Genomic DNA, 22183 nt, shown 5'->3' with positions numbered 1-22183 from the left:
GCTATCTTCGTATTTGAAGTTCGCAGAAACTCATTTTGCGCGGTACGCTGTTGATACTTTAGATACCGGCGCTTTACCTAATTTGTCGCTTATGTACCAACCCGCAGCTAATAACTTGTTAAAATCAATACCGGTATCAATATTTAAACCGTTAAGCATGTATAAAACATCTTCAGTTGCTACATTGCCAGAAGCGCCCTTAGCATATGGACATCCACCAAGACCTGCAATAGCACTATCGACTACCATAACACCCGCTTGTAAAGCACTGTAAATGTTAGTTAACGCTTGGCCGTAGGTATCATGAAAGTGAACGGCGAGTTTTTCTACTGGTATTCGGGCGCTAACGGCCTGTATCATTTTAGTTACGGTAGCTGGAGTGCCAACACCTATGGTGTCGCCGAGTGATATTTCGTAACAGCCCATTTGGTATAGTTTTTCCGCAACAATAGCGACTTGCTCTGGTTCAATAAAGCCGTCATAAGGACAACCGACAACACAGGAAACATAGCCGCGCACCGGAATATTAGCGGCTTTTGCTGCTGCCATTATAGGCTCAAAACGTAGCAAGCTTTCTTCAATAGAGCAGTTGATATTTTTTTGACTAAAGGCTTCTGAAGCGGCGCCAAATATCGCCACTTCATCGGCATTAACATTCACTGCTGCTTCATAGCCTTTCATGTTTGGGGTTAAGGCCGCGTAGGTAACGTTGTCTCTACGTTTGATGCCATTAAATACATCCGTAGACGTTGCCATTTGTGGCACCCATTTAGGTGAGACAAAGCTGCCGCTTTCAATATAGCGAACGCCTGCATCTGCTAACTTCTCAATTAAAGATATTTTATCTTCAGCACTGATTTGCTGCTTTTCATTTTGTAAGCCATCGCGAGGGCCAACCTCAACAATTTTTACCTGCGTTGGTAAGCTTGCCGTATTAGCCATTACGCTTCCTCCGCAGTAAAAGCAATCAATTCTGCACCACCGTCAACCATATCACCATCTTTATAGTAAATAGTGTCAACAACACCATTGCTTGGCGCACGAATAGTGTGTTCCATTTTCATCGCTTCCATGATCATTAACGGCTGCTCTGCTGTTACAGTTTCACCGGCACTAACCAGTACTGAAACCATAGTGCCGTTCATTGGCGCAACTAAGCCACCATGGCTGTCGTCTCCGCTGTTGTCGCCGCAGTCTGGTAATATGTGCGTGAAATTAAACACGCCATTTTGATGATATAAGCTAATTTGTGTGCCGTTTTGTGCAATCGTAGCATGGCTGCGATAGCCATCAATGCTGACATATAAAGTATCGTTTTCGATTCGACCTTGGCAATCAACCGTTTGACCATCAACCGTGATCAAGTAATAGCTGCCACTACCTTGGCGTTTTTGCTCTACAACAACAGGGTATTCAGTGTCGTTATGAGCGAGCACCATATGATGAATATTGGCTTCATTTAAGCGCCAAGCATTGGTCATATTCCATGGCGAAAAAGGGTCATTGGTTTTCGCGGCTTTAGCCTGAGCTTGTAGTTCTTGCGATAATACTAAATAAAGCGCTGCCATTGGCAACTCACCGGCTAAGGCTTGCTCACTTTCATGGAAAATAATTTCTTGGTTTTTCTCGATAAAGCCGGTATCAATATCGGCATTAACGAACGGTGCGCAAGTTGCTAAGTTATAAAGAAAGTCGATATTGGTGGTAACGCCATTGATACGGTATTCAGAAAGCGCTTTTGCCATCCGCTGCAGCGCTTTTTCACGATTCTCATCCCAAACAATCAGTTTAGCAATCATAGGGTCATAAAAAACGCTGACTTCATCACCTTGACGAACGCCAGTGTCAACACGGACGAACTCACTTTCAACCGGTGGTTGTAAAAAGTCTAAGGTGCCGGTTGCGGGTAAAAAATCGTTGTTTGGGTCTTCAGCATAAATACGTGCTTCAAACGCATGACCATTGATTTTTAATTCATGTTGAGCTTTCGGTAATACTTCACCGGCAGCAACACGTAATTGCCATTCAACTAAATCTTGGCCAGTAATTAATTCAGTGACCGGGTGCTCTACTTGCAAGCGGGTATTCATTTCCATAAAGTAGAATGAACCGTCAATATCAAGTAAGAATTCAACTGTACCAGCGCCTTGATAACCAATAGCTTGGGCAGACTTAATTGCAGCTTCTCCCATTTTAGCGCGTAACTCTTCGCTCATGCTAAAGGCTGGTGCCTCTTCAATCACTTTTTGATGGCGTCGTTGCACAGAGCAATCACGTTCAAATAAATAAACGGCATTTTGGTGATTGTCGCAAAAAACTTGAATTTCAACATGGCGTGGTTGTGTTAAATACTTTTCAACCAACATGGTATCGTCGCCAAATGAAGACTTCGCTTCGCGTTTTGCGGCAGCAAAACCTTCTGAAAATTCGGCTTCGCTCCAGACTTGTCTCATACCTTTACCACCGCCACCTGCAGTAGCTTTCAATAGTACAGGGTAGCCCATATCATCGGCAGCTTTTTTGATCACAGCTTCTGATTGGTCATCGCCGTGATAACCTGGTACTAGTGGTACCTGTGCCGCTTCCATAATATTTTTAGCGGCAGACTTTGAACCCATAGCTTCAATTGCACCAACAGGAGGGCCAATAAATGTAATGCCCTCGGCGGCACACATACGACAAAAGTCAGCGTTTTCTGATAAGAAACCATAACCTGGGTGAATTGCTTGCGCGCCAGTGCGCTTAGCAGCTTCAATAACTTTTTCAGATAACAGGTAACTTTCACGCGATGGTGAACCACCAATATGAATAGCTTCATCGGCCATATTGACATGTAAGGAATCAGCGTCGGCATCAGAATAAACAGCAACGGTTAGGATACCCATTTTTCGTGCAGTTTTAATAACACGACAGGCGATTTCGCCACGGTTGGCAATTAATATTTTAGTAAACATGAATTTATCCTTCGCCTTTATCTAATGATTTTTGTTTTAATGCTTGTTGTTGCAATGGAGCTTGCCAAGTTGGTTGGCGTTTTTCGAAAAAGGCGCTTAATCCTTCTTGACCTTCTGGCGATACTCTAATTGACGCAATGCGCTCACTGGTAATTGTAATTAATGCTTCGTCGATATCTTGATAAGCAACATCAAGCGCTAATTGTTTAGCTTGGCGCACCGCTAATGGCCCGTTTGCCAATAATGTTGCTGTCATTTTCTCAACGGCTGAATCTAATTCTTCTAAAGGCAGAATTTCGTCAACTAAACCAAGTTGCTGCGCTTTATCAGCAAAAAATCGTTCGGCAGTTTGAAAGTAACGGCGACTGGCTTTTTGACCAATGGCATTAACTACGTATGGGCTAATAGTGGCAGGTATTAAGCCAAGTTTTACTTCACTTAAACAAAAGCTGGCTTTTTCGCTAGCAAGCACAATGTCACAGCAACTTGCTAGCCCAACTGCGCCGCCAAAAGCCGCACCTTGTACTTTAGCAATCGTCGGTTGAGGTAAAAAGTTAAGGTTTTTAAGCATATGGGCTAGGGCATTAGCATCGGCTAAATTCTCTTCATAAGTGTATGACGCCATACGTTTCATCCAGCCTAAATCAGCGCCGGCTGAAAAGCTTTTACCGGTTGAAGCCAACACCATTACCTTGATGTCATGACATTTTGCGATTTCATGAAATAAGTGGCTTAAGGCAAAAATAATACTGTCATCAAAGGCATTGTGCTTGTCAGGATTATTCATGGTAACGGTTGCTACGCCACGACTGTCAACGTCGAATAACACTTGTTCGCTAGGACTTTTAATATTTTGATGTGTAAACATAATCAACTTCTCCCTACATTCTAAACAGACCAAACTTGGTCTCTTCTATAGGTTTATTTAATGAAGCTGAAATAGCTAAACCTAACACTTGGCGAGTATCTGCTGGGTCAATCACGCCATCGTCCCATAATCGAGCAGAGGCATAATACGGATGACCTTGGTGCTCATAGTTGTCGATAATAGGTTGTTTGAAGTCTGCTTCTTCTTGCTCGCTCCATGTTTCGCCACGTTTGTCTTTTTGGTCACGTTTAACTTGTGCAAGTACGCCCGCGGCTTGTTCGCCGCCCATAACTGAAATACGTGAGTTAGGCCACATAAATAAGAAACGCGGGTCGTAAGCGCGGCCACACATGCCGTAGTTACCAGCGCCGAAGCTACCACCAATTAAAATGGTGAACTTTGGTACTTGTGCAGTTGCAACAGCGGTTACCATTTTAGCGCCATGTTTTGCGATTCCGCCAGCTTCATATTGTTGACCGACCATAAAGCCAGTGATGTTTTGTAAAAATACCAGTGGAATTTTTCGTTGCGCACAAAGCTCGATAAAGTGAGCACCTTTTTGTGCTGATTCGCCAAATAAAATACCATTGTTTGCAACTATGCCGACAGGGTAGCCGTAGATACGAGCAAAACCACAAACTAAAGTGGTGCCGTAAAGTGCTTTAAATTCGTCGAATTCGCTGCCATCAACTACACGCGCAATAATTTCACGTACGTCGAATGGTTGGCGAGAGTCTTTTGGAACAATACCGTAAATTTCGTCACTGGCATAAGCGGGCTCAGCAACTTCTTGTATTGCCATTTGTACTGGCTTAACGCGATTTAAATTGCTTACAGCATTGCGCGCTATTTCTAACGCGTGATGATCATTTTGGGCATAATGATCAGCCACACCAGATGTACGACAGTGAACATCGGCGCCACCTAAGTCTTCAGCGCTCACCACTTCACCTGTTGCTGCTTTCACTAACGGAGGGCCAGCTAAGAATATTGTGCCTTGCTCTTTGACGATAATAGATTCATCGGCCATGGCAGGTACATAAGCACCACCAGCAGTACATGAACCCATTACAACGGCAATTTGCGGAATGCTTTGCGCTGACATATTGGCTTGATTGAAGAATATACGACCAAAATGTTCTTTGTCTGGGAAAACATCATCTTGGTTTGGTAGGTTTGCACCACCTGAGTCAACCAAGTAGATACACGGTAAATTGTTTTCTTGTGCGATTGTTTGTGCGCGTAAATGCTTTTTAACGGTCAATGGGTAATAAGTTCCGCCTTTTACCGTGGCATCGTTGGCTACTATAATACATTCTTGTCCGCCAACACGGCCAATACCAGTAATAATACCAGCGGCAGGTACGTTATCATCGTATACTTCATAGGCTGCTAATTGTGATAATTCAAGAAATGCTGAACCTGGATCAAGTAGGGCGTATACGCGGTCTCGTGGTAATAATTTACCGCGAGATAAATGACGTTCACGGCTACGTTCGCCACCACCAAGTTTAATTTCTTCTAACTTTGCTTTTAAATCATTGACTTGTTGCTGCATATGCTCAGCATTTTCAATGAAATCAGGGCTGCGGGGATTGATTTTCGATATTATCTTAGCCACGGTATAACCTTTTATTTGTTGATCGTTTTGTTAATTGTTGGCGTTGTTAATGCCAGTAAGTTAACAATGCACATTGGTATTGTTTGAACGCTTTAACATTAGACTTGTTAAGAGACAAAAGTGTTAAACGTATTCAATAGCAATAGTCACTGAGGTTTATAATTTGTTAGTAATCGTATTATTCATTGATAATTTAATAATTGAATTGGTTCACTATTTAGCTTTCTCGAAGCCAATGGCGAGAGTTCAAGGAAAAATACTAAGCATAGTCGTCTATGAGTGTATTTTTGACAAAGAAGTCGTGCTCATTGGCAATGAGAAAAATTACACTAAACAGATTCGTTGAACAACTCACGCCCGATTAACATACGGCGAATTTCTGAAGTACCCGCACCAATTTCATACAATTTAGCATCACGCAATAAACGGCCCGCAGGGAATTCGTTAATGTAGCCGTTGCCACCAAGAAGTTGAATTGCATCTAGCGCCATTTTTGTTGCTAATTCGGCAGAGTATAAAATTACACCTGCGGCATCTTTACGGGTAGTTTCACCGCGATCTGCTGCCATTGCACACATGTAAGCGTATGATTTAGCCGCATTCATTTGTGTGTACATGTCGGCAATTTTGCCTTGAATTAATTGGAATTCACCAATAGATTGGCCAAATTGTTTTCTGTCATGAATGTAAGGTACAACTAAGTCCATACATGCATCCATTATGCCTAATGGACCACCGGTTAATACTAAACGTTCGTAATCTAAGCCAGACATAAGTACGCGAACGCCTTTGCCTTCTTCACCTAAAATATTTTCGGCAGGGACTTCACAATCTTGGAATACTAATTCACATGTATTTGAGCCACGCATACCTAACTTGTCTAATTTTTGATGGCGTGAAAAACCTGGGTAGTCGCGTTCAACAATAAATGCAGTTATGCCTTTTGAGCCAGCAGCAGTGTCAGTTTTTGCGTAAATGATATAAACGTGGGCGTCGGGACCGTTAGTGATCCACATTTTGTTGCCGTTAAGAATATACTTGTCACCTTTTTTGTCAGCACGTAGCTTCATGCTAACTACGTCAGAGCCTGCATTTGGCTCAGACATAGCTAAAGCGCCAATATGCTCACCAGTACAAAGTTTTGGTAAATACTTAGCTTTTTGCTCATGACTACCATTTTTGTTTAATTGGTTTAAACATAAGTTAGACATAGCACCGTAACTTAAACCAACAGATGCTGAAGCACGTGAAATTTCTTGCATGGCAACCATGTGTTCAAGGTATCCTAAGCCTGAGCCACCGTATTGCTCATCTACTGTCATACCTAATAAACCTAAGTCGCCAAATTTGCGCCATAAGTCCATTGGAAATTCGTTTTCTTGGTCAACTTTCTCAGCGCGAGGTGCAATTTCATCACGTGCAAATGCATTTACTGTGTCACGGATCATGTCAACAGTTTCGCCTAAGTTAAAGTTCATTGATGAGAATGTAGAAATCATAGTGTTACCTTAATCATTGTTGTCGTATTAACGCAGGTAAATTATTGTGCGTTAAGGCTTACGTAAATGTAGATTGTTCTTTATTGCTTATATTATGGCTAAATTTTTATCATTACTTGTCAATTGCCGCTAAGGCGTCTTGACAGTTATTTTCCAAGCCTGTTAATTCGATTAACACCGCTTGAATATCTTCTAATTGTTGGTTTAAATCGTTTTTCTTTTCTGCAATTAAATCCATAATAGTGTTTAATTGCGTTACACTTGATTTATCTGCATCGTAAAGCTCAAATAGTCGGCCAGTTTCTGCCAATGAAAAGCCTAAGCGTTTACCGCGTAGAATTAACTTTAGACGAACTCTGTCTCTTTGGTTGTAAATTCTTGTTTGGCCTTTACGTGTTGGCAGAATTAAACCTTGATCTTCGTAAAAACGAATGCTTCGAGTGGTAATGTCAAACTCTCTCGCTAATTCACCGATAGAGAAGGTGACAGGGGTTTTATCGCTCATTCTTGATACTCTTAGTTAACTCGTATTACTTTATCTGTGAGCTACCATACAACAAGTTTACGTTAACGTAAAGTGCGGCCTTGAGCTATGTAAATAAAATGTTAGTTTCTGATACTGTAAAGAATGATTGTCAATTTCGTAATAATTTATAGTTATTAGACTAAAGGTCCATAAAGTTTACGTTGGCGTAAAGGTAAATTTAAGTTAACCTGTTGCGCAATTCTTATCGAATACCGTTTATATTTAGTAAGCAGGTATCGAAATATATTGAACAATACTTTGTCGGAGAGCCATATGTCTACTCAAGATCCTATCGTTATCGTTGCTGCCAAACGTACCCCTATGGGCGGTTTTATGGGCGGTTTATCAGCAGTTAGTGCTACCAGCTTAGGTGCTACTGCTATTCGCGGTGCTATGCAAGATGCTAACTTATCTAATGATCAGGTAGATGAAGTGATCATGGGCTGTGTTTTACCAGCGGGTTTAAAGCAAGCTCCAGCACGCCAAGCGGCACTTGAAGCAGAGTTAGATTTATCAACTGCTTGTACCACCATTAATAAAGTATGTGGCTCAGGTATGAAAGCAGCAATGCAGGCCCACGATGCACTATTAGCTGGCTCTATTGATGTTGCGGTTGCCGGTGGTATGGAAAGCATGACTAATGCCCCGCATTTAATGCCAAAAGGTCGCTCAGGTATTAAAATGGGTCATGGCCAAATTTTAGACCACATGATGACTGACGGCTTAGAAAACGCTTACGACGGTATTGCTATGGGCTGTTTTGCCCAAGATACCGCTGATGAGTCGGCATTTAGTCGTGAAGATATGGATGCTTATGCCATTCGTTCTTTAGCACGCGCTAATGCGGCCATTGCTGATGGCGCTTTTGCCAATGAAATTGTTCCGGTTACAATTAAATCTCGTCGTGGTGATTCAGTTTTTGCTGTTGATGAACAGCCTGGCAATGCTCGCCCAGATAAAATTCCAAGTTTACGTCCTGCATTTAAAAAAGACGGTACGATTACAGCGGCTAACTCGAGCTCAATTTCTGACGGTGCTGCGGCATTAGTCATGATGAAGTTATCAGAGGCGCAAAAGCGTGGTTTAACACCATTATGTAAAATTGTAGCCCATGCTATGCATGCACAAAAACCAGCTGAGTTTACGGTAGCTCCGGTTGGCGCAATGAAAAAAGTACTAGCAAAAGCTAACTGGACAACTGCTGACGTTGACTTATTTGAAATCAACGAAGCGTTCGCTATGGTAACTATGCTAGGTATTAAAGAACTTGATTTAGATGTTGAGAAAGTTAACGTCAACGGCGGTGCTTGTGCTTTAGGTCACCCTTTAGGTGCTAGTGGTGCTCGTATTATGGTTACACTAATTCACGCATTGAAAAACAAAGGCTTGAGTAAAGGTCTTGCTTCTTTATGTATTGGTGGCGGTGAAGCCACTGCAATTGCAGTAGAAATGATGTAATTACATAAATTTTATATGTTTAATAAGCCATATAGGTGCAATACCTATATGGCTTTTTTATTTGTAAAAAAAATGTTAAAAAAGGTGTGTGATTAATTAAATAAGAGTCTTTATGATGAAACCATTTCGTACATGGTGTTTTCTAGTGTTGGTATTATTGTTCTCGAGTGCGGACGTAAGTGCCAACATGTTTTCTAAAATCAGCTACGGCGAGCAAAAATCAGCTGATAAGTTACTGATCTCCTTGCACCACGCTGTATTAGAAATAAACAGAAATGAAAAATATATTATTGCGACGTTAACTGAGCCTGAAAAACAGCTGCTAATGAAAAAAGGTTTTCAAATAAGTGTGGCTAAGCAGTGGGCTAAAAAATTATCAAATACTTTTCCAAATTACGATAAACCATTATTTAATAACACAGGCTCTCAGTATTTAAATACGATTGATGGCTTTGAATGTTACGCAACTGTTGAAGAAACCTATAGCCAAGCGCAGGCATTAGCCGATAATTTTCCTAAATTGGCATCATGGCGTGACATTGGTGATTCTTGGATGAAAGCTAATGCTCAAGGTGGTTATGACTTAATGGTGTTAAAAATAACTAATAGTGAAATAACTGCCACTAAGCCTATTTTATTTGTTCATAGCAGTATGCATGCTCGCGAATATGCTCCAGCCGCCCTTAATTTAGATTTTGCTTATTGGTTATTAAATAACTACCTTACCAATGCTGAAGCTAAGTGGATTGTTGATAATCGCGAAGTGCATTTAATGTTTCATATGAATCCTGATGGCAGAAAAATCGCAGAAAACCAAATATTTCAACGTAAAAATACTAATCAAAATCATTGCGCTGGCTCAACCGTTGGTGTTGATTTAAATCGAAATTTTGCCCAAACCTGGGGGGTAACTGCAAATGGCTCAAGCGGTGATGAATGCTCTGAAGTTTATCGTGGTAGGAGTGCAGAATCAGAGCCTGAAACTCAAGCAGTATCTAATTACATTCGTTCATTATTTCCTGATGAACGAGGGGAAAATGATGACGATGCAGCCCCACAAAATAAAAGCGGTATGCATATAGATTTACACAGTTATGGAAAACTCATATTGTGGCCATATGGCCATAAAGAGGGCGTATCACCTAATAATAATGGCTTTTTACATCTTGGTCATAAGCTAGCTTGGTTTAATGATTATACACCACAGCAATCAATTGGCTTATATGCCACCGATGGAACGAGTGATAATGTCAGTTATGGTGAGCTGGGCGTAGCGGCGATTACCTTTGAACTTGGCTCTTCCTTTTTTCAAAACTGCTCTGAGTATGATAATAAAATTAAGCCTGATAACTTAAAAGCATTAATATATTCGGCTAAAGTAAGTGAAGCTCCTTACTTACTCTCGACCGGCCCTGATGTTTCAGTACTTAAATTAAATAACAATATAGACGGGGTAACTGTCGTTCCAGCATCGTTAATTGACGTTGATATTAGTACTCGCAAGCAAACTAACTTAGCTAGCGCCAGTAATGATATTGAACTGTTTGAATACATTATTGATGGTTCATTTACTGAGCGTGATAAAGTTATCAGTTTGCAAAATCTTGAGGTAGTTAATGAAACGGTTAGTACCAAGATACAGCTAAATACTGCCGAGCTAGCCCTTGGGCAGCATATTATTTCGGTGCGAGCAAAAAATGCAGATGATCAATATGGTGTAGTGCAATCAGCTTTTATTAATATTTCAGACAGCAGTGCACCAACGCCAAGCTTCACATTTGACTGTCAATATTTAAATTGTACCTTCGACGCCTCTCAAAGTATTGATAGCGATGGTGAAATTACAAGTTATCAATGGGCAAGGTATGTTAATGATGACGAACTTGAAATCATAGGAAATGGTAAGTTGTTACAGTACAATTTTGCGCAAGCAGGAGACGTAAAAGTACGTTTACTGATTGAGGATAATAGCCAATTACAAGCTAGTATTGAGCAAGTTATTAGCTTAGAAGTCGATGTCACAAATAAATTACCTGAGCCTAAGTTTACCGCATCATGCCAAAACCTTACGTGTGATTTTAATGCTTCTCAGAGCGTTGATAGCGATGGCGAAATTGTGCAATTTCAATGGTCGAGTATAACGTCTGGCACAAGTGAAATAATTGGCGCTGGTGAAACGCTAACACATAGTTTCACAAGTGCTGGTAGTATTATCATTAGGTTGTTGATTACCGATAACCGTGGTGCAGAAGCATCCTCCGAACAAACTATAACGTTGACAAATATTGAAGCGACACCTGACGTGCCTGAGCGTGCTAGTAGTGGTGGTGGAGCAATTGCAATATTACTTTGCTTAATGCTTGGATTGCCCTTACTAAGAGCGAAAAAACTGCCTGTTTAGCTGAATACACTTCAAAGATTTAATTATCATATTTGTAAGCTACATTGACAGCGTCAATGTAGCTTTTTAGTGTGTTGAAAAATAAAGAAGTTCGAAAACGAGCATGATACTTATGATATTGCTATGTTGATAACACTCGAATATGTATTGATACGTTTTAGTTTATGAACTATGGCGAGAATCTCGATATTGCTTTGGTGATATACCAACAACCTTTTTGAAAAGTCGAGAAAAATAGTAAGGATCACTGTAACCAAGACCATTAGCTATATCTTTGATAGTAATATCAGTATTATCTAACTGTGAACAGGCATGCTGAATTTTCATATTAATAAAATGTTGGATCGGTGAACTATCTGTAAGCTCCTTAAACTTCTTTGCGAAGTGAAATTTCGATAACTGACTGTAATGCGCCAACGTATCTAAACTTAATTCTTGATGTAAGCTATTACGCATTAAAGCCTCGACCGCCTCAAGATCAAAACTAGAGGTACTGTTAAATATGGTTAGGCGTAATTGCAGTGCTAAAAAACTTAATGCTTGTTGTAAAATATGAACCGCATGTATAACGTTGGTGGCGGTGTAGCCTCTTGCCCCTAGTGCCAATAGGTGATCGAAATCAGTAACTATATTATTTTGTATACCGACCTGTGCTACACCTGCTTCCATTTTCATTAATAATCGCTCAGCAAAATCGTGCGCTAAACACCCGGTAAAGTTAATCCAATAAACATTATTTCGTACCGTTTTATTTGATTTAGAAATGCTAAATTTAAAAGGCGAATTCGGTTCGATAATAACAAGATCGCCACGTTCTATTATTCTTTCTCGGCCTTTATATTGTAATTTTCCTAAGCCGGACAAACAGTAAATAAGCGTATGGCAGCCTTCATTTCCTTGTTGTAACTTATAGTTACTTTCTGCTTGAGTCATACCTAATGAAACTGGGTATAGTCCATCTGTTAAGCGATGCTTGGACAATTTTTTCAATAGGAATACTGGAATAAATAAGCGAATATCTGAAGAAATGTAACAGGGATTATTTGCCATGATTATCTAAATTTTAAATGAAGTGCTTTTTAACCGGAGTAATCACAATATAGTCCATCAAATTAACAATAAAATCAATGTTCATTGTATTTTTACTATGGTTTAATTTTGCCATTAAGTTTCCATTATTGGTTTTTGCGACTAAAACTAGGTCACAAGTAATTTATTTATAAATTTTAGTCGTTGCCAAATAAGCAATTATTGCTTTAGTAAAAGCAATTTTGACAAATAAGAGAGTTGAAGATGAATACTGAAAGATATCAGTTAAAAAATAAGATCCGTATCGTAACGGCGGCATCGCTATTTGATGGTCATGATGCAGCAATTAATATTATGCGTCGTATTTTACAATCTAGCGGTGCAGAGGTTATTCATCTAGGACATGACCGTAGTGTTGAAGAAGTAGTAAATACGGCTATTCAAGAAGATGCGAATGCCATTGCTATGACCTCATACCAAGGCGGCCATAACGAATATTTTAAATACATGTATGACCTGCTAAAAGAGCGTGGTTGCGAGCATATTCGTATCGTTGGCGGCGGCGGTGGCGTTATTTTGCCAGAAGAAATTAAAATGCTGCAAGATTACGGTATTACCCGTATTTACTCACCTGATGATGGACGTGAGTTAGGGCTACTAGGCATGATTGATGACATGCTTGAGCGTTGCGACTTTAAAACGGGTTTAGACGTTAAAAAAGACGATGTTGCTAATCTGAAGAAAAGTATTCCGTTACAAGATAAAAAGCAAGCCATTGCACGCTTAATTTCCGCTGCAGAAAATGCGCCGGAAGAAAACAAAGCAGCACTTGATAAAATTCGTAAAATTTCAGCAGTCAGCAAAACGCCGGTGTTGGGTATTACCGGTACAGGTGGTGCCGGTAAATCATCATTAGTTGATGAATTGATTCGACGCTTTTTAATGGCAACGGATGACAGCAAAATCGCCATCGTTTCGGTTGACCCTTCAAAACGTAAAACGGGCGGCGCCTTACTTGGAGACCGTATTCGTATGAATGCGGTAAACAATGAGCGAGTTTATATGCGCTCGCTTGCCACACGTCAATCAAACTTAGCCTTATCTGTTTATGTTAACGATACGCTTGATATTTTAAAAGCAACTGATTTTGATTTAATTATTCTTGAAACATCAGGTATTGGCCAATCAGACACAGAAATTGAAGAGCATTCAGATGTTTCTTTATATGTGATGACGCCAGAATACGGTGCGGCAACTCAGCTAGAAAAAATCGACATGCTTGACTTTGCCGACATTATCGCACTAAACAAGTTTGATAAACGTGGCGCTTTAGATGCACTGCGCGATGTTAAAAAGCAGTACAAGCGCAACCGTGGTATGTTTGAAGCCGGTGATGATGAGGTTCCAGTGTATGGCACAATTGCATCACAGTTTAACGACCGTGGTATGACTAAACTTTATAACGCCGTTATCGCAGAATTAAACACTAAAGCAAATTTTGAAATTGCAGCACCATTGTCAATTGAAGGTACGTTAGAAGAAAAGAGCAGTGTTATTCCTGGTAAGCGTGTTCGTTACTTGTCTGAAATTTCTGAAAATAACCGTAGCTATGATGACTGGGTTGAGCAGCAAGCAAAAGTGGCTCAAAAACTTTATGGCATTCATAAAGCTATGGAAACAGCGAAAGAAAGCGGTGAAGAAAGTGGTGCTGAATTAGTTAAACAGCTAGAAACCTTATATAAAACCGTTGAATTAGACTTAGACCCGAAAAATAAGTTAGTTATTGAACAATGGCAAGCAAAGGTTCAGCGTTATAAAGACCCAGAATTCAAATTTAAAGTACGTAATAAAGAGTTATCAATTGAAACTCATACTAAATCACTTTCTCATACTGACATTCCTAAAATCAGCATGCCGAAATATCAAGGTTGGGGTGACATTTTAAAATGGAGCTTGCAAGAGAATGTGCCAGGAGAGTTCCCGTATACTGCTGGTTTATTCCCATTTAAGCGCGAAGGTGAAGACCCAACACGTATGTTTGCGGGGGAAGGCGGCCCAGAACGTACTAACCGTCGTTTCCATTATGTTTCAAAAGGTATGCCGGCCAAGCGCCTTTCAACCGCGTTTGACTCAGTAACCTTATACGGTAATGATCCTGATTTACGCCCAGATATTTACGGTAAAATTGGTAATGCAGGTGTTTCTATTTGTTGTTTAGATGACGCAAAGAAACTTTACTCAGGTTTTGATTTAGCACACGCTATGACATCGGTGTCGATGACCATTAACGGTCCAGCGCCAATGTTACTAGGATTCTTCTTAAATGCAGCTATAGACCAACAATGTGAGCGTTTCATTATTGAAAATGGTTTAGAAAAAGAAGTTAACGCTACCATCAAAAAAATCTATAAAGATAAAGGTTGCGAACGTCCGCAGTACCAAGGTGAATTGCCAGAAGGCAATGATGGTTTAGGTTTAATGCTGTTAGGCGTTACTGGCGACCAAGTACTACCACCTGCGGTATATCAAGAAATTAAAGATCGCACATTAACGCTAGTGCGTGGTACGGTACAAGCTGATATTTTAAAAGAAGATCAAGCGCAAAATACCTGTATTTTCTCCACTGAATTTGCCTTACGTTTAATGGGTGATGTACAAGAATACTTTATTGAGAAAGGCGTACGTAACTTCTATTCGGTATCAATTTCTGGTTACCATATTGCAGAAGCTGGTGCGAATCCAATTACACAATTGGCGTTAACCTTAGCGAATGGCTTTACTTTTGTAGAATATTACTTAAGCCGTGGTATGGACATTAATGAGTTTGGTCCAAACTTATCATTTTTCTTCTCAAACGGTATTGACCCAGAATATGCAGTAATTGGCCGAGTGGCTCGCCGTATTTGGTCAAAAGCCATGAAAAACAAATATGGTGCAAACCCACGCGCACAAATGTTGAAGTATCATATTCAAACGTCTGGTCGTTCACTGCATGCACAAGAAATTGACTTCAACGATATTCGTACAACGTTACAAGCTTTGTATGCAATCAATGATAATTGTAACTCATTGCATACTAACGCTTACGATGAAGCGATCACCACACCAACAGAAGACAGTGTGCGTCGTGCAATGGCAATTCAACTAATTATTAACCGCGAATTAGGTTTATCGAAAAATGAAAACCCTATTCAAGGTGCATTTATTATTGAAGAATTAACCGACCTTGTTGAAGAAGCTGTATTAACTGAGTTTGATCGTATTAATGAACGTGGTGGCGTATTAGGTGCCATGGAAACTATGTATCAACGTAGCAAAATTCAAGAAGAGAGTTTGCATTACGAGCATTTAAAACATTCAGGTGAATTCCCAATTATTGGTGTTAACACTTTCTTAAGTGCAAAAGGCTCGCCTACAGTAGTGCCAGAAGAAGTTATTCGCGCGACAGAAGAAGAAAAGACTTATCAAATTAATATGCTTGAAAGCTTGCATAAATCAAATGAAGAAGAAGTGAAAAAACTACTTAAACGTCTTCAAACTGCCGCGATAAATCATGAAAACATTTTCGAATTAATGATGGACGCATGTAAAGTTTGTTCATTAGGGCAAATTGTAAATTCATTGTTTGAAGTCGGCGGTCAATACCGTCGTAACATGTAGGAGTTCTGTGATGAGTAATTACCAAGCGCCAATGCGCGATATGCAGTTCTTATTACATGAAGTATTTAACGCTGAAAAACTATGGGCAAGCATGCCTGCTGTTGCAGAGATGATTGATAAAGACACTGCTGATGCTATTTTGTCTGAAGGTGCGAAATTAACCTCAGAAGTTATTGCGCCGTTAAATCGAAATAGCGATGAGCAAGGTGCTACGTGGAATAATGGTGATGTAACTACGCCAGATGGTTTTGCAAAAGCGTATCAAATGTATTGTGAAGGCGGCTGGGGCGCTCTAAGTGGCGACCCAGAATTTGGTGGTATGGGTATGCCGAAAATGTTGCAATCTTTTTTCGAAGAGATGACGCAATCGGCCTCTATTTCATTTGCGCTATACCCAATGCTAACAGCGGGTGCCTGCTTAGCGTTATCGGCTCATGCATCTGATGAAATGAAACAAACCTATTTAGAGAATATGTACTCGGGTCAGTGGGCTGGCACTATGTGCTTAACCGAGCCTCATGCAGGCAGTGATTTAGGTATTATGACCGCCAAGGCCGAAATGCAAGAAGATGGCAGCTTTGCTATTTCCGGCACTAAAATTTTTATTACCGGTGGCGAGCAAGACTTAACTGAGAACATTATTCACTTAGTATTAGCTAAAATACCCGGCGCTCCAGAAGGGCCACGTGGTATTTCAATGTTCGTTGTACCTAAATTTTTAATTAATGAAGATGGTAGTTTAGGCGCCAGAAATACCCTAGGTTGTGGCTCTATTGAACACAAAATGGGTATTAAAGGCTCTGCAACTTGTGTAATGAACTTTGATGGTGCTAAAGGTTATTTAGTTGGTGAGCAAAACAAAGGCCTAAACTATATGTTCACTATGATGAATTACGAACGTTTAGGTATGGGAATTCAAGGTATTGGTGCTGCTGAAACTTCATATCAACAAGCGGCTGAATATGCCATTGAGCGTTTACAAGGTCGCAGTGCAACCGGAGTGAAATCACCAGACAAAAAAGCAGATTCAATTATCGTTCACCCTGATGTTCGCAAAATGCTATTAACCATGCGCGCATACAATGAGGCTGGTCGTTGTTTTTCAACTTACGTTGCTAAACAACTAGATATTGTTAAGTTTTCTGATAATCAAGCAGAAAAACAAAAGGCAGAACAATTGGTGGCATTGCTAACCCCAGTTGCGAAAGCCTTTATGACCGACATGGCCTTTGAAAGTTGTGGCTTAGGTCAAATGGTTTTTGGTGGCCACGGTTATGTGCGAGAATGGGGACAAGAACAACTAGTACGTGACGTTCGTATTGCACAAATTTATGAAGGTACAAATGGTATTCAATCGCTTGATTTATTAGGCCGTAAAGTCGTAGCTAATAAAGGGCAGTTTCTTGAAAGTTATGTAGAAGAAATAAATACATTTATTAGCCAAAATAACAGTGTAAAAGCATTAACACCTTACCTTAAACCATTAAGTGCTGCAGTAACTAAGTTGCAAGCAGTCACCGACATTATTATCACTCAACAAAGTAATGATAAAGATATGGTTGGAGCATCGGCAACTGATTATTTAGCAGCTTTTGGCCTAGTTAGTTATGCCTACATGTGGGCAATGATGGCTGAAAAAGCCGTTGAACACGAAAATGACGAATTCTATCAAGCTAAAATGTATGTTGGTGCCTTTTATATTGAACGATTACTGCCGAAAATTGATGGTCACCTTAAGGCTGTTGAAGCGGGGAGTAGAACCTTAATGGCAATGCCTGAAAACTTATTTAATTATAATAATTAATAATTATCGGGCGCGGGACTAATGTCTAATTGTATAAGTGTTTTTCTTATTAGATGCTTATTTATTCATTAGTCCTAGCCATATTGTGAAATTCCTTAAACTGGCTATAAAATAAATTTTATTAAGGTGAGTCCATGTCTATAGTTCCAGAAAAATTTACTGCATTTCGTATTCATAAAAATGACAAAGTGATCAGCAGTGGTTTTGAGCAAATTAGCCTAGACGACTTAACGGCTGGCGAAGTCGTCATTAAAGTTGCGTATTCAGATATTAATTATAAGGATGCACTTGCGGCAACGGGAAAAGGCAGAATTTTAAGAACGTATCCTTTAGTTGGCGGTATCGACTTATCCGGTGTTGTTGTAAGTTCACAAGACGCACGTTTCTCAGCGGGTGATAAAGTACTCGTTTGTGGCGCACAATTGTCTGAACTATATGATGGTGGTTATTCCGAATATGCCCGCGTAAAAGCAGAGTCAGTGGTAAATTTACCTGAAGGCATGAGCTTGCGTGATGTTATGGCGCTTGGTACTGCCGGTTATACTGCTGCTATTGCAATACAGCGTATGGAAGATAACGGTCAAATTCCCGAACGTGGCCCAATCGTAGTAACAGGCGCTACAGGCGGTGTTGGTAGTTTTGCAATTAATATGCTGGCAAAATTAGGTTATGAAGTTATTGCCTATACGGGTAAAAGCGAACAAGAAGCTTATTTAAAAGAGCTTGGCGCGAGTAAATTGCTTAATCGTCATGACATCGATATGGGTTCAAAACCCCTTGAAAATGCTCAGTGGGGTGGTGCCATTGATAATGTTGGTGGCGATACACTGGCATGGTTAACCCGAACGACTAATGTATGGGGAAATATTGCCTCTATTGGTTTAGCGGGTGGTTTCAAACTTGAATCTACCGTTATGCCATTTATTTTGCGCGGTGTTAGTTTGTTAGGTATCAATTCTGTAGAAATGCCACTTTCTGTTCGTGAGCAAGGTTGGAAACGTTTAGCAACCGATCTTAAACCAAGCAAATTAGCATTAATCTCACCAACGACTATTAAATTTGCCGATTTACCTAATGCATTTGACGCTTATGTTGATGGTACGGTAACGGGTCGAACAGTTGTGGAAATTGACGCGAGCTTAGAGTAACTAATCTTTGATAAGTGCCTAGTGGCAAAAAAACTCGTCATACTTTAAATAACAAGAGCGTAAAAATATAATGTCAGCTGTAATATTTAACGAGATAGTTACGTCAAATAGTAAAAAGTTAGCTGTTGCAGAGTTAAACTCGCCGCAATCTCTTAATGCCCTAAGTCTGAATATGTTTGAGCTGTTGCTACAACAATTATTACTCTGGCAAGCTGATGATGATGTTGCTATGGTGATTTTACAAGGCGCGGGCAACAAAGCTTTTTGTGCTGGGGGGGATGTTGTTAGCTTATTTCATGCACTAAAGTCTGAAAAGGGTGATAATGAAGCAACTCTTAGTGATTTAGCTATTGTTGAAAGCTTGGCTTATGATTTTTTTACGAAAGAATATCAACTTGACCAACTTATACATGAATATACTAAACCCCTGTTAGTGTGGGGCGATGGCTATATTATGGGAGGCGGTATTGGTTTATTTGCCGGAGCTAGTCATCGAGTTGTCACTGAAAATTCCCTACTCGCAATGCCTGAAATTACCATAGGCTTATATCCTGATGTTGGCGCAAGTTGGTTTCTCAATAAAATACCAAACAATATAGGTTTGTTTTTAGGCCTTACAGGCGCAACTTTTAATGCTGTAGATGCGATAAACATTGGATTAGCCAATATTGCAATTAAAAGCGAATTTAAGGATGAATTATTACAATGTTTAAGTAAAGTAGCGTGGAAAAGTGAACGAGAAAATTTCAAGTTGCTTGATGAAGCATTGGCATATTTTATTAAAACCAGTGAGCAAGTGTTCGAATTAATAGAGTCTAACATTGAGCAACACCAAGAGTTGATCGGTGGATTATTTGAATCTGACAATGCTTTGAATATCTATAACGCTTTAGTAGCGTTGGAAACTGATAATCAGTGGTTGCAAAGTGCACAAGCTAAATTAAAAAAAGGCAGCCCACTTTCAGCTATGATAATCTATCATCAATTGCAAACTAGCAGGAGTTATTCATTAGCAAAATGCTTTTCATCAGAGCTAAATTTAAGTCTTCGTTGTTGTCAATATCAAGAGTTTAGTGAAGGTGTGCGTGCATTATTAGTCGATAAAGACAAGCAGCCGCAATGGGCATTTAATCATATTGAAGATATTCCAACAGAATTATTGGCTTGGTTTTTTTCGCCGATAGAAAACTTATAAAAGATTAATTTTAATTGACTGTTAATTTATAGTGTTTCGTTAAATTTCACGCGATTCAAACTCAGTTAAAGTCAATTGAGTAAATAAATAAAAATAGAGTACAGAGGATTACAAATGAATTTAAACGGTAAAACTATCGTTGTTACGGGTGGTGGTCAAGGCTTAGGTCGCGCAATGGCATTGAACTTGGCAAAAATGGGTGCCAAATTAGCACTGATTGATTTAAATGAAGAGCAATTACAAACGACCGTTTCTTTAGTTGAAGAAGCTGGTTCAAACGCGAAATATTATTTAGCTAATGTAACGAACGAAAGTGAAGTAGAAGCAACCTTTGCTAAAATTAATGAAGATTTTTCTGGTATTGATGGCCTGATCAACAATGCAGGTATTTTACGAGATGGTATGTTCGTAAAGGCTAAAGATGGTGTTGTAAGCAAAAAAATGTCGTTAGAACAATTCCAATCAGTAATTGATGTCAACTTAACAGGCGTGTTTCTTTGTGGCCGTGAAGCAGCTGTTCATATGATAGAAGGCAATCGTAAAGGTGTTATTATCAATATGTCGTCAATTGCTCGTGGCGGTAACATGGGGCAAACTAACTACGCAGCATCAAAAGCTGGGGTTGTCGCTATGACGGTAACTTGGGCCAGAGAACTTGGTCGCCACGGTATTCGTGTTGGTGCGATTGCACCAGGTGTTATTCGTACAGCGATGACAGACGCTATGAAACCTGAAATGCGTGAGCGTCTTGAGAAAATGAAACCAGTAGGGCGTTTAGGTGAAGCGGATGAAATAGCGCATACAGTGAATTATATTTTTGAAAATGAGTTTTTCACGGGGCGAGTGGTTGAAATCGATGGTGGCCTTTGTATGTAAGCTCATATGGCAATCATAATAGTTGCCAGAGAGTATATAGAAAGAAGATAATGAAAAGGCGAGCTGTGCTCGTCTTTTTTAATTCTAACAGTAAAGACTAATTTGGACTGTAAATGACTAAAGCACTTTTTCTCGACAGAGATGGCATTATTAATATCGACCATGGTTATGTCCATAAAATAGAAGATTTCGAATTTGTTGATGGCATTTTTGAACTTTGTCAAAGAGCAATAGATAAGGGCTATCAAATTTTTGTTATTACCAACCAAGCGGGAATAGCGAGAGGTTATTATGATATCCCTGCTTTTGAAAAATTAACAAACTGGATGGTTGAGGAGTTTGCTAAGCAAGGAGTAAAGATAATGAAGGTCTATTATTGCCCCCATCACCCAGTAAAAGGTGTTAATGAGTTTGTTATGTCTTGCCAATGTCGTAAACCCGAGCCCGGTATGCTCAATCAAGCGCAACAGGAATTTAGAATTAATTTAGCAAATAGCATTTTTATTGGTGATAAACTTTCTGATATGCAGGCGGCAAGTAACGCCGGTGTTGATCGCAAAATATTAATGAGTAGTCGCTATGTTAATGCTCAAACATCAGGGCAATTGGCTGGCGTAATTGAGATACAAAATCTCAAGGAAGCTTCCACTTATATTATTTAAGATTATTTTCTCATCTTATTGTGCGTTTTTTGTGCTGATGAACTAGTATCTAGTAACTAATTTCAAAAAAGTGAAATTAGTTGTTGACCTAAGCGTAGAATTCCCTAAAATGCGCTCCACTTCTTCGGGGCAACCCAAGAAGGTATGTACAGGAAGTACGGTATTAAGCAAACGCAGGACGCAGTTTGCTGTTTTAAAGAGTTATCTCTGTCGGTTTAGGCTGATGTGATTAACTTAACGTTTTAAAACGGTTGGTTTTGAAAGTTGAAAAACTTTAAAAATAAATCAAAAAAATGTTGACTTTAAAACACGGTTGCGTAGAATGCGCATCTCGCTTCGGGCAAGGCCTGCAGCGACACGTTAAACACGAATGAGATGTTTAACGGTTAACTCTTCGAGTTAACGTTCTTTAACAATTAGTTATCATGCAATTTGTGTGGACACTCACGTTGATGTTGATTTTACCTAGTCGCTTACCTTTT

The 22183-nt window shown here is 39.8% G+C and carries 15 protein-coding genes; 8 read left to right on the top strand and 7 right to left on the bottom strand.

All coding sequences use genetic code 11. From position 1 onward, the window contains the following. Positions 1-30 precede the first annotated feature (30 nt). The 6 genes from AC27HL_RS11980 to AC27HL_RS11955 form a co-directional block, all read right to left on the bottom strand. Positions 31-942, bottom strand: a complete 912-nt coding sequence (locus tag AC27HL_RS11980; RefSeq protein WP_487081237.1) for a hydroxymethylglutaryl-CoA lyase — start codon at positions 940-942, stop codon at positions 31-33. Further along, on the bottom strand, positions 942-2954 hold the full coding sequence (locus AC27HL_RS11975) for an acetyl/propionyl/methylcrotonyl-CoA carboxylase subunit alpha (RefSeq protein WP_487081236.1): 2013 nt from the start codon (positions 2952-2954) through the stop codon (positions 942-944). The genes AC27HL_RS11980 and AC27HL_RS11975 overlap by 1 nt, the downstream gene beginning before the upstream one ends. Positions 2955-2958: 4 nt before the next feature. Beyond that, on the bottom strand, positions 2959-3822 hold the full coding sequence (locus AC27HL_RS11970) for an enoyl-CoA hydratase/isomerase family protein (protein WP_487081235.1): 864 nt from the start codon (positions 3820-3822) through the stop codon (positions 2959-2961). Positions 3823-3835: 13 nt separating this feature from the next. Beyond that, positions 3836-5443, bottom strand: a complete 1608-nt coding sequence (locus AC27HL_RS11965) for a carboxyl transferase domain-containing protein (protein ID WP_487081234.1) — start codon at positions 5441-5443, stop codon at positions 3836-3838. Positions 5444-5772: 329 nt separating this feature from the next. Beyond that, positions 5773-6942 (bottom strand): isovaleryl-CoA dehydrogenase, encoded by a 1170-nt coding sequence (locus tag AC27HL_RS11960; protein ID WP_487081233.1) that lies wholly within the window; start codon positions 6940-6942, stop codon positions 5773-5775. Between the two features lie 112 nt (positions 6943-7054). Continuing rightward, the gene (locus AC27HL_RS11955; RefSeq protein WP_487081232.1) at positions 7055-7447 is read right to left on the bottom strand and encodes a MerR family transcriptional regulator; all 393 of its coding nucleotides are present in this window, start codon (positions 7445-7447) and stop codon (positions 7055-7057) included. A 294-nt stretch (positions 7448-7741) separates the two neighbouring features. Here AC27HL_RS11955 and AC27HL_RS11950 point away from each other — a divergent pair, with 294 nt between their 5' ends. Together AC27HL_RS11950 and AC27HL_RS11945 are read left to right on the top strand one after the other, a co-directional pair. Next, the gene (locus AC27HL_RS11950) at positions 7742-8926 is read left to right on the top strand and encodes an acetyl-CoA C-acyltransferase (protein ID WP_487081231.1); all 1185 of its coding nucleotides are present in this window, start codon (positions 7742-7744) and stop codon (positions 8924-8926) included. A gap of 112 nt (positions 8927-9038) precedes the next feature. Beyond that, a complete protein-coding gene (locus AC27HL_RS11945; RefSeq protein ID WP_487081230.1) occupies positions 9039-11327 on the top strand; it encodes a M14 family zinc carboxypeptidase in 2289 nt (762 codons plus the stop codon). A gap of 162 nt (positions 11328-11489) precedes the next feature. On the opposite strand, the gene AC27HL_RS11940 is transcribed toward AC27HL_RS11945, so the two are convergent. Beyond that, positions 11490-12377, bottom strand: coding sequence for an AraC family transcriptional regulator (locus AC27HL_RS11940; protein WP_487081229.1), 888 nt, complete (start codon positions 12375-12377; stop codon positions 11490-11492). Between the two features lie 243 nt (positions 12378-12620). Here AC27HL_RS11940 and AC27HL_RS11935 point away from each other — a divergent pair, with 243 nt between their 5' ends. From AC27HL_RS11935 to gmhB, 6 genes are all read left to right on the top strand, one after another. Then, a complete protein-coding gene (locus AC27HL_RS11935) occupies positions 12621-16016 on the top strand; it encodes a methylmalonyl-CoA mutase family protein (RefSeq protein WP_487081228.1) in 3396 nt (1131 codons plus the stop codon). A gap of 10 nt (positions 16017-16026) precedes the next feature. After that, positions 16027-17820 (top strand): acyl-CoA dehydrogenase C-terminal domain-containing protein, encoded by a 1794-nt coding sequence (locus AC27HL_RS11930; protein WP_487081227.1) that lies wholly within the window; start codon positions 16027-16029, stop codon positions 17818-17820. Positions 17821-17954: 134 nt separating this feature from the next. After that, complete coding sequence (locus tag AC27HL_RS11925) at positions 17955-18968, top strand: oxidoreductase (RefSeq protein WP_487081226.1); 1014 nt, start codon at positions 17955-17957, stop codon at positions 18966-18968. 70 nt (positions 18969-19038) lie between these two features. Next, the gene (locus AC27HL_RS11920; protein ID WP_487081225.1) at positions 19039-20163 is read left to right on the top strand and encodes an enoyl-CoA hydratase/isomerase family protein; all 1125 of its coding nucleotides are present in this window, start codon (positions 19039-19041) and stop codon (positions 20161-20163) included. Positions 20164-20277: 114 nt separating this feature from the next. Continuing rightward, positions 20278-21039, top strand: a complete 762-nt coding sequence (locus AC27HL_RS11915) for an SDR family oxidoreductase (protein ID WP_487081224.1) — start codon at positions 20278-20280, stop codon at positions 21037-21039. Positions 21040-21152: 113 nt separating this feature from the next. Then, positions 21153-21701, top strand: coding sequence for a D-glycero-beta-D-manno-heptose 1,7-bisphosphate 7-phosphatase (gene gmhB / locus AC27HL_RS11910; protein WP_487081223.1), 549 nt, complete (start codon positions 21153-21155; stop codon positions 21699-21701). The last annotated feature ends 482 nt before the right edge of the window (positions 21702-22183 follow it).

This window comes from Colwellia aquaemaris (genome assembly GCF_057548755.1).
Note: the sequence above shows the minus strand (reverse complement) of the source record. Positions and strands in the feature narration are given on the sequence as shown.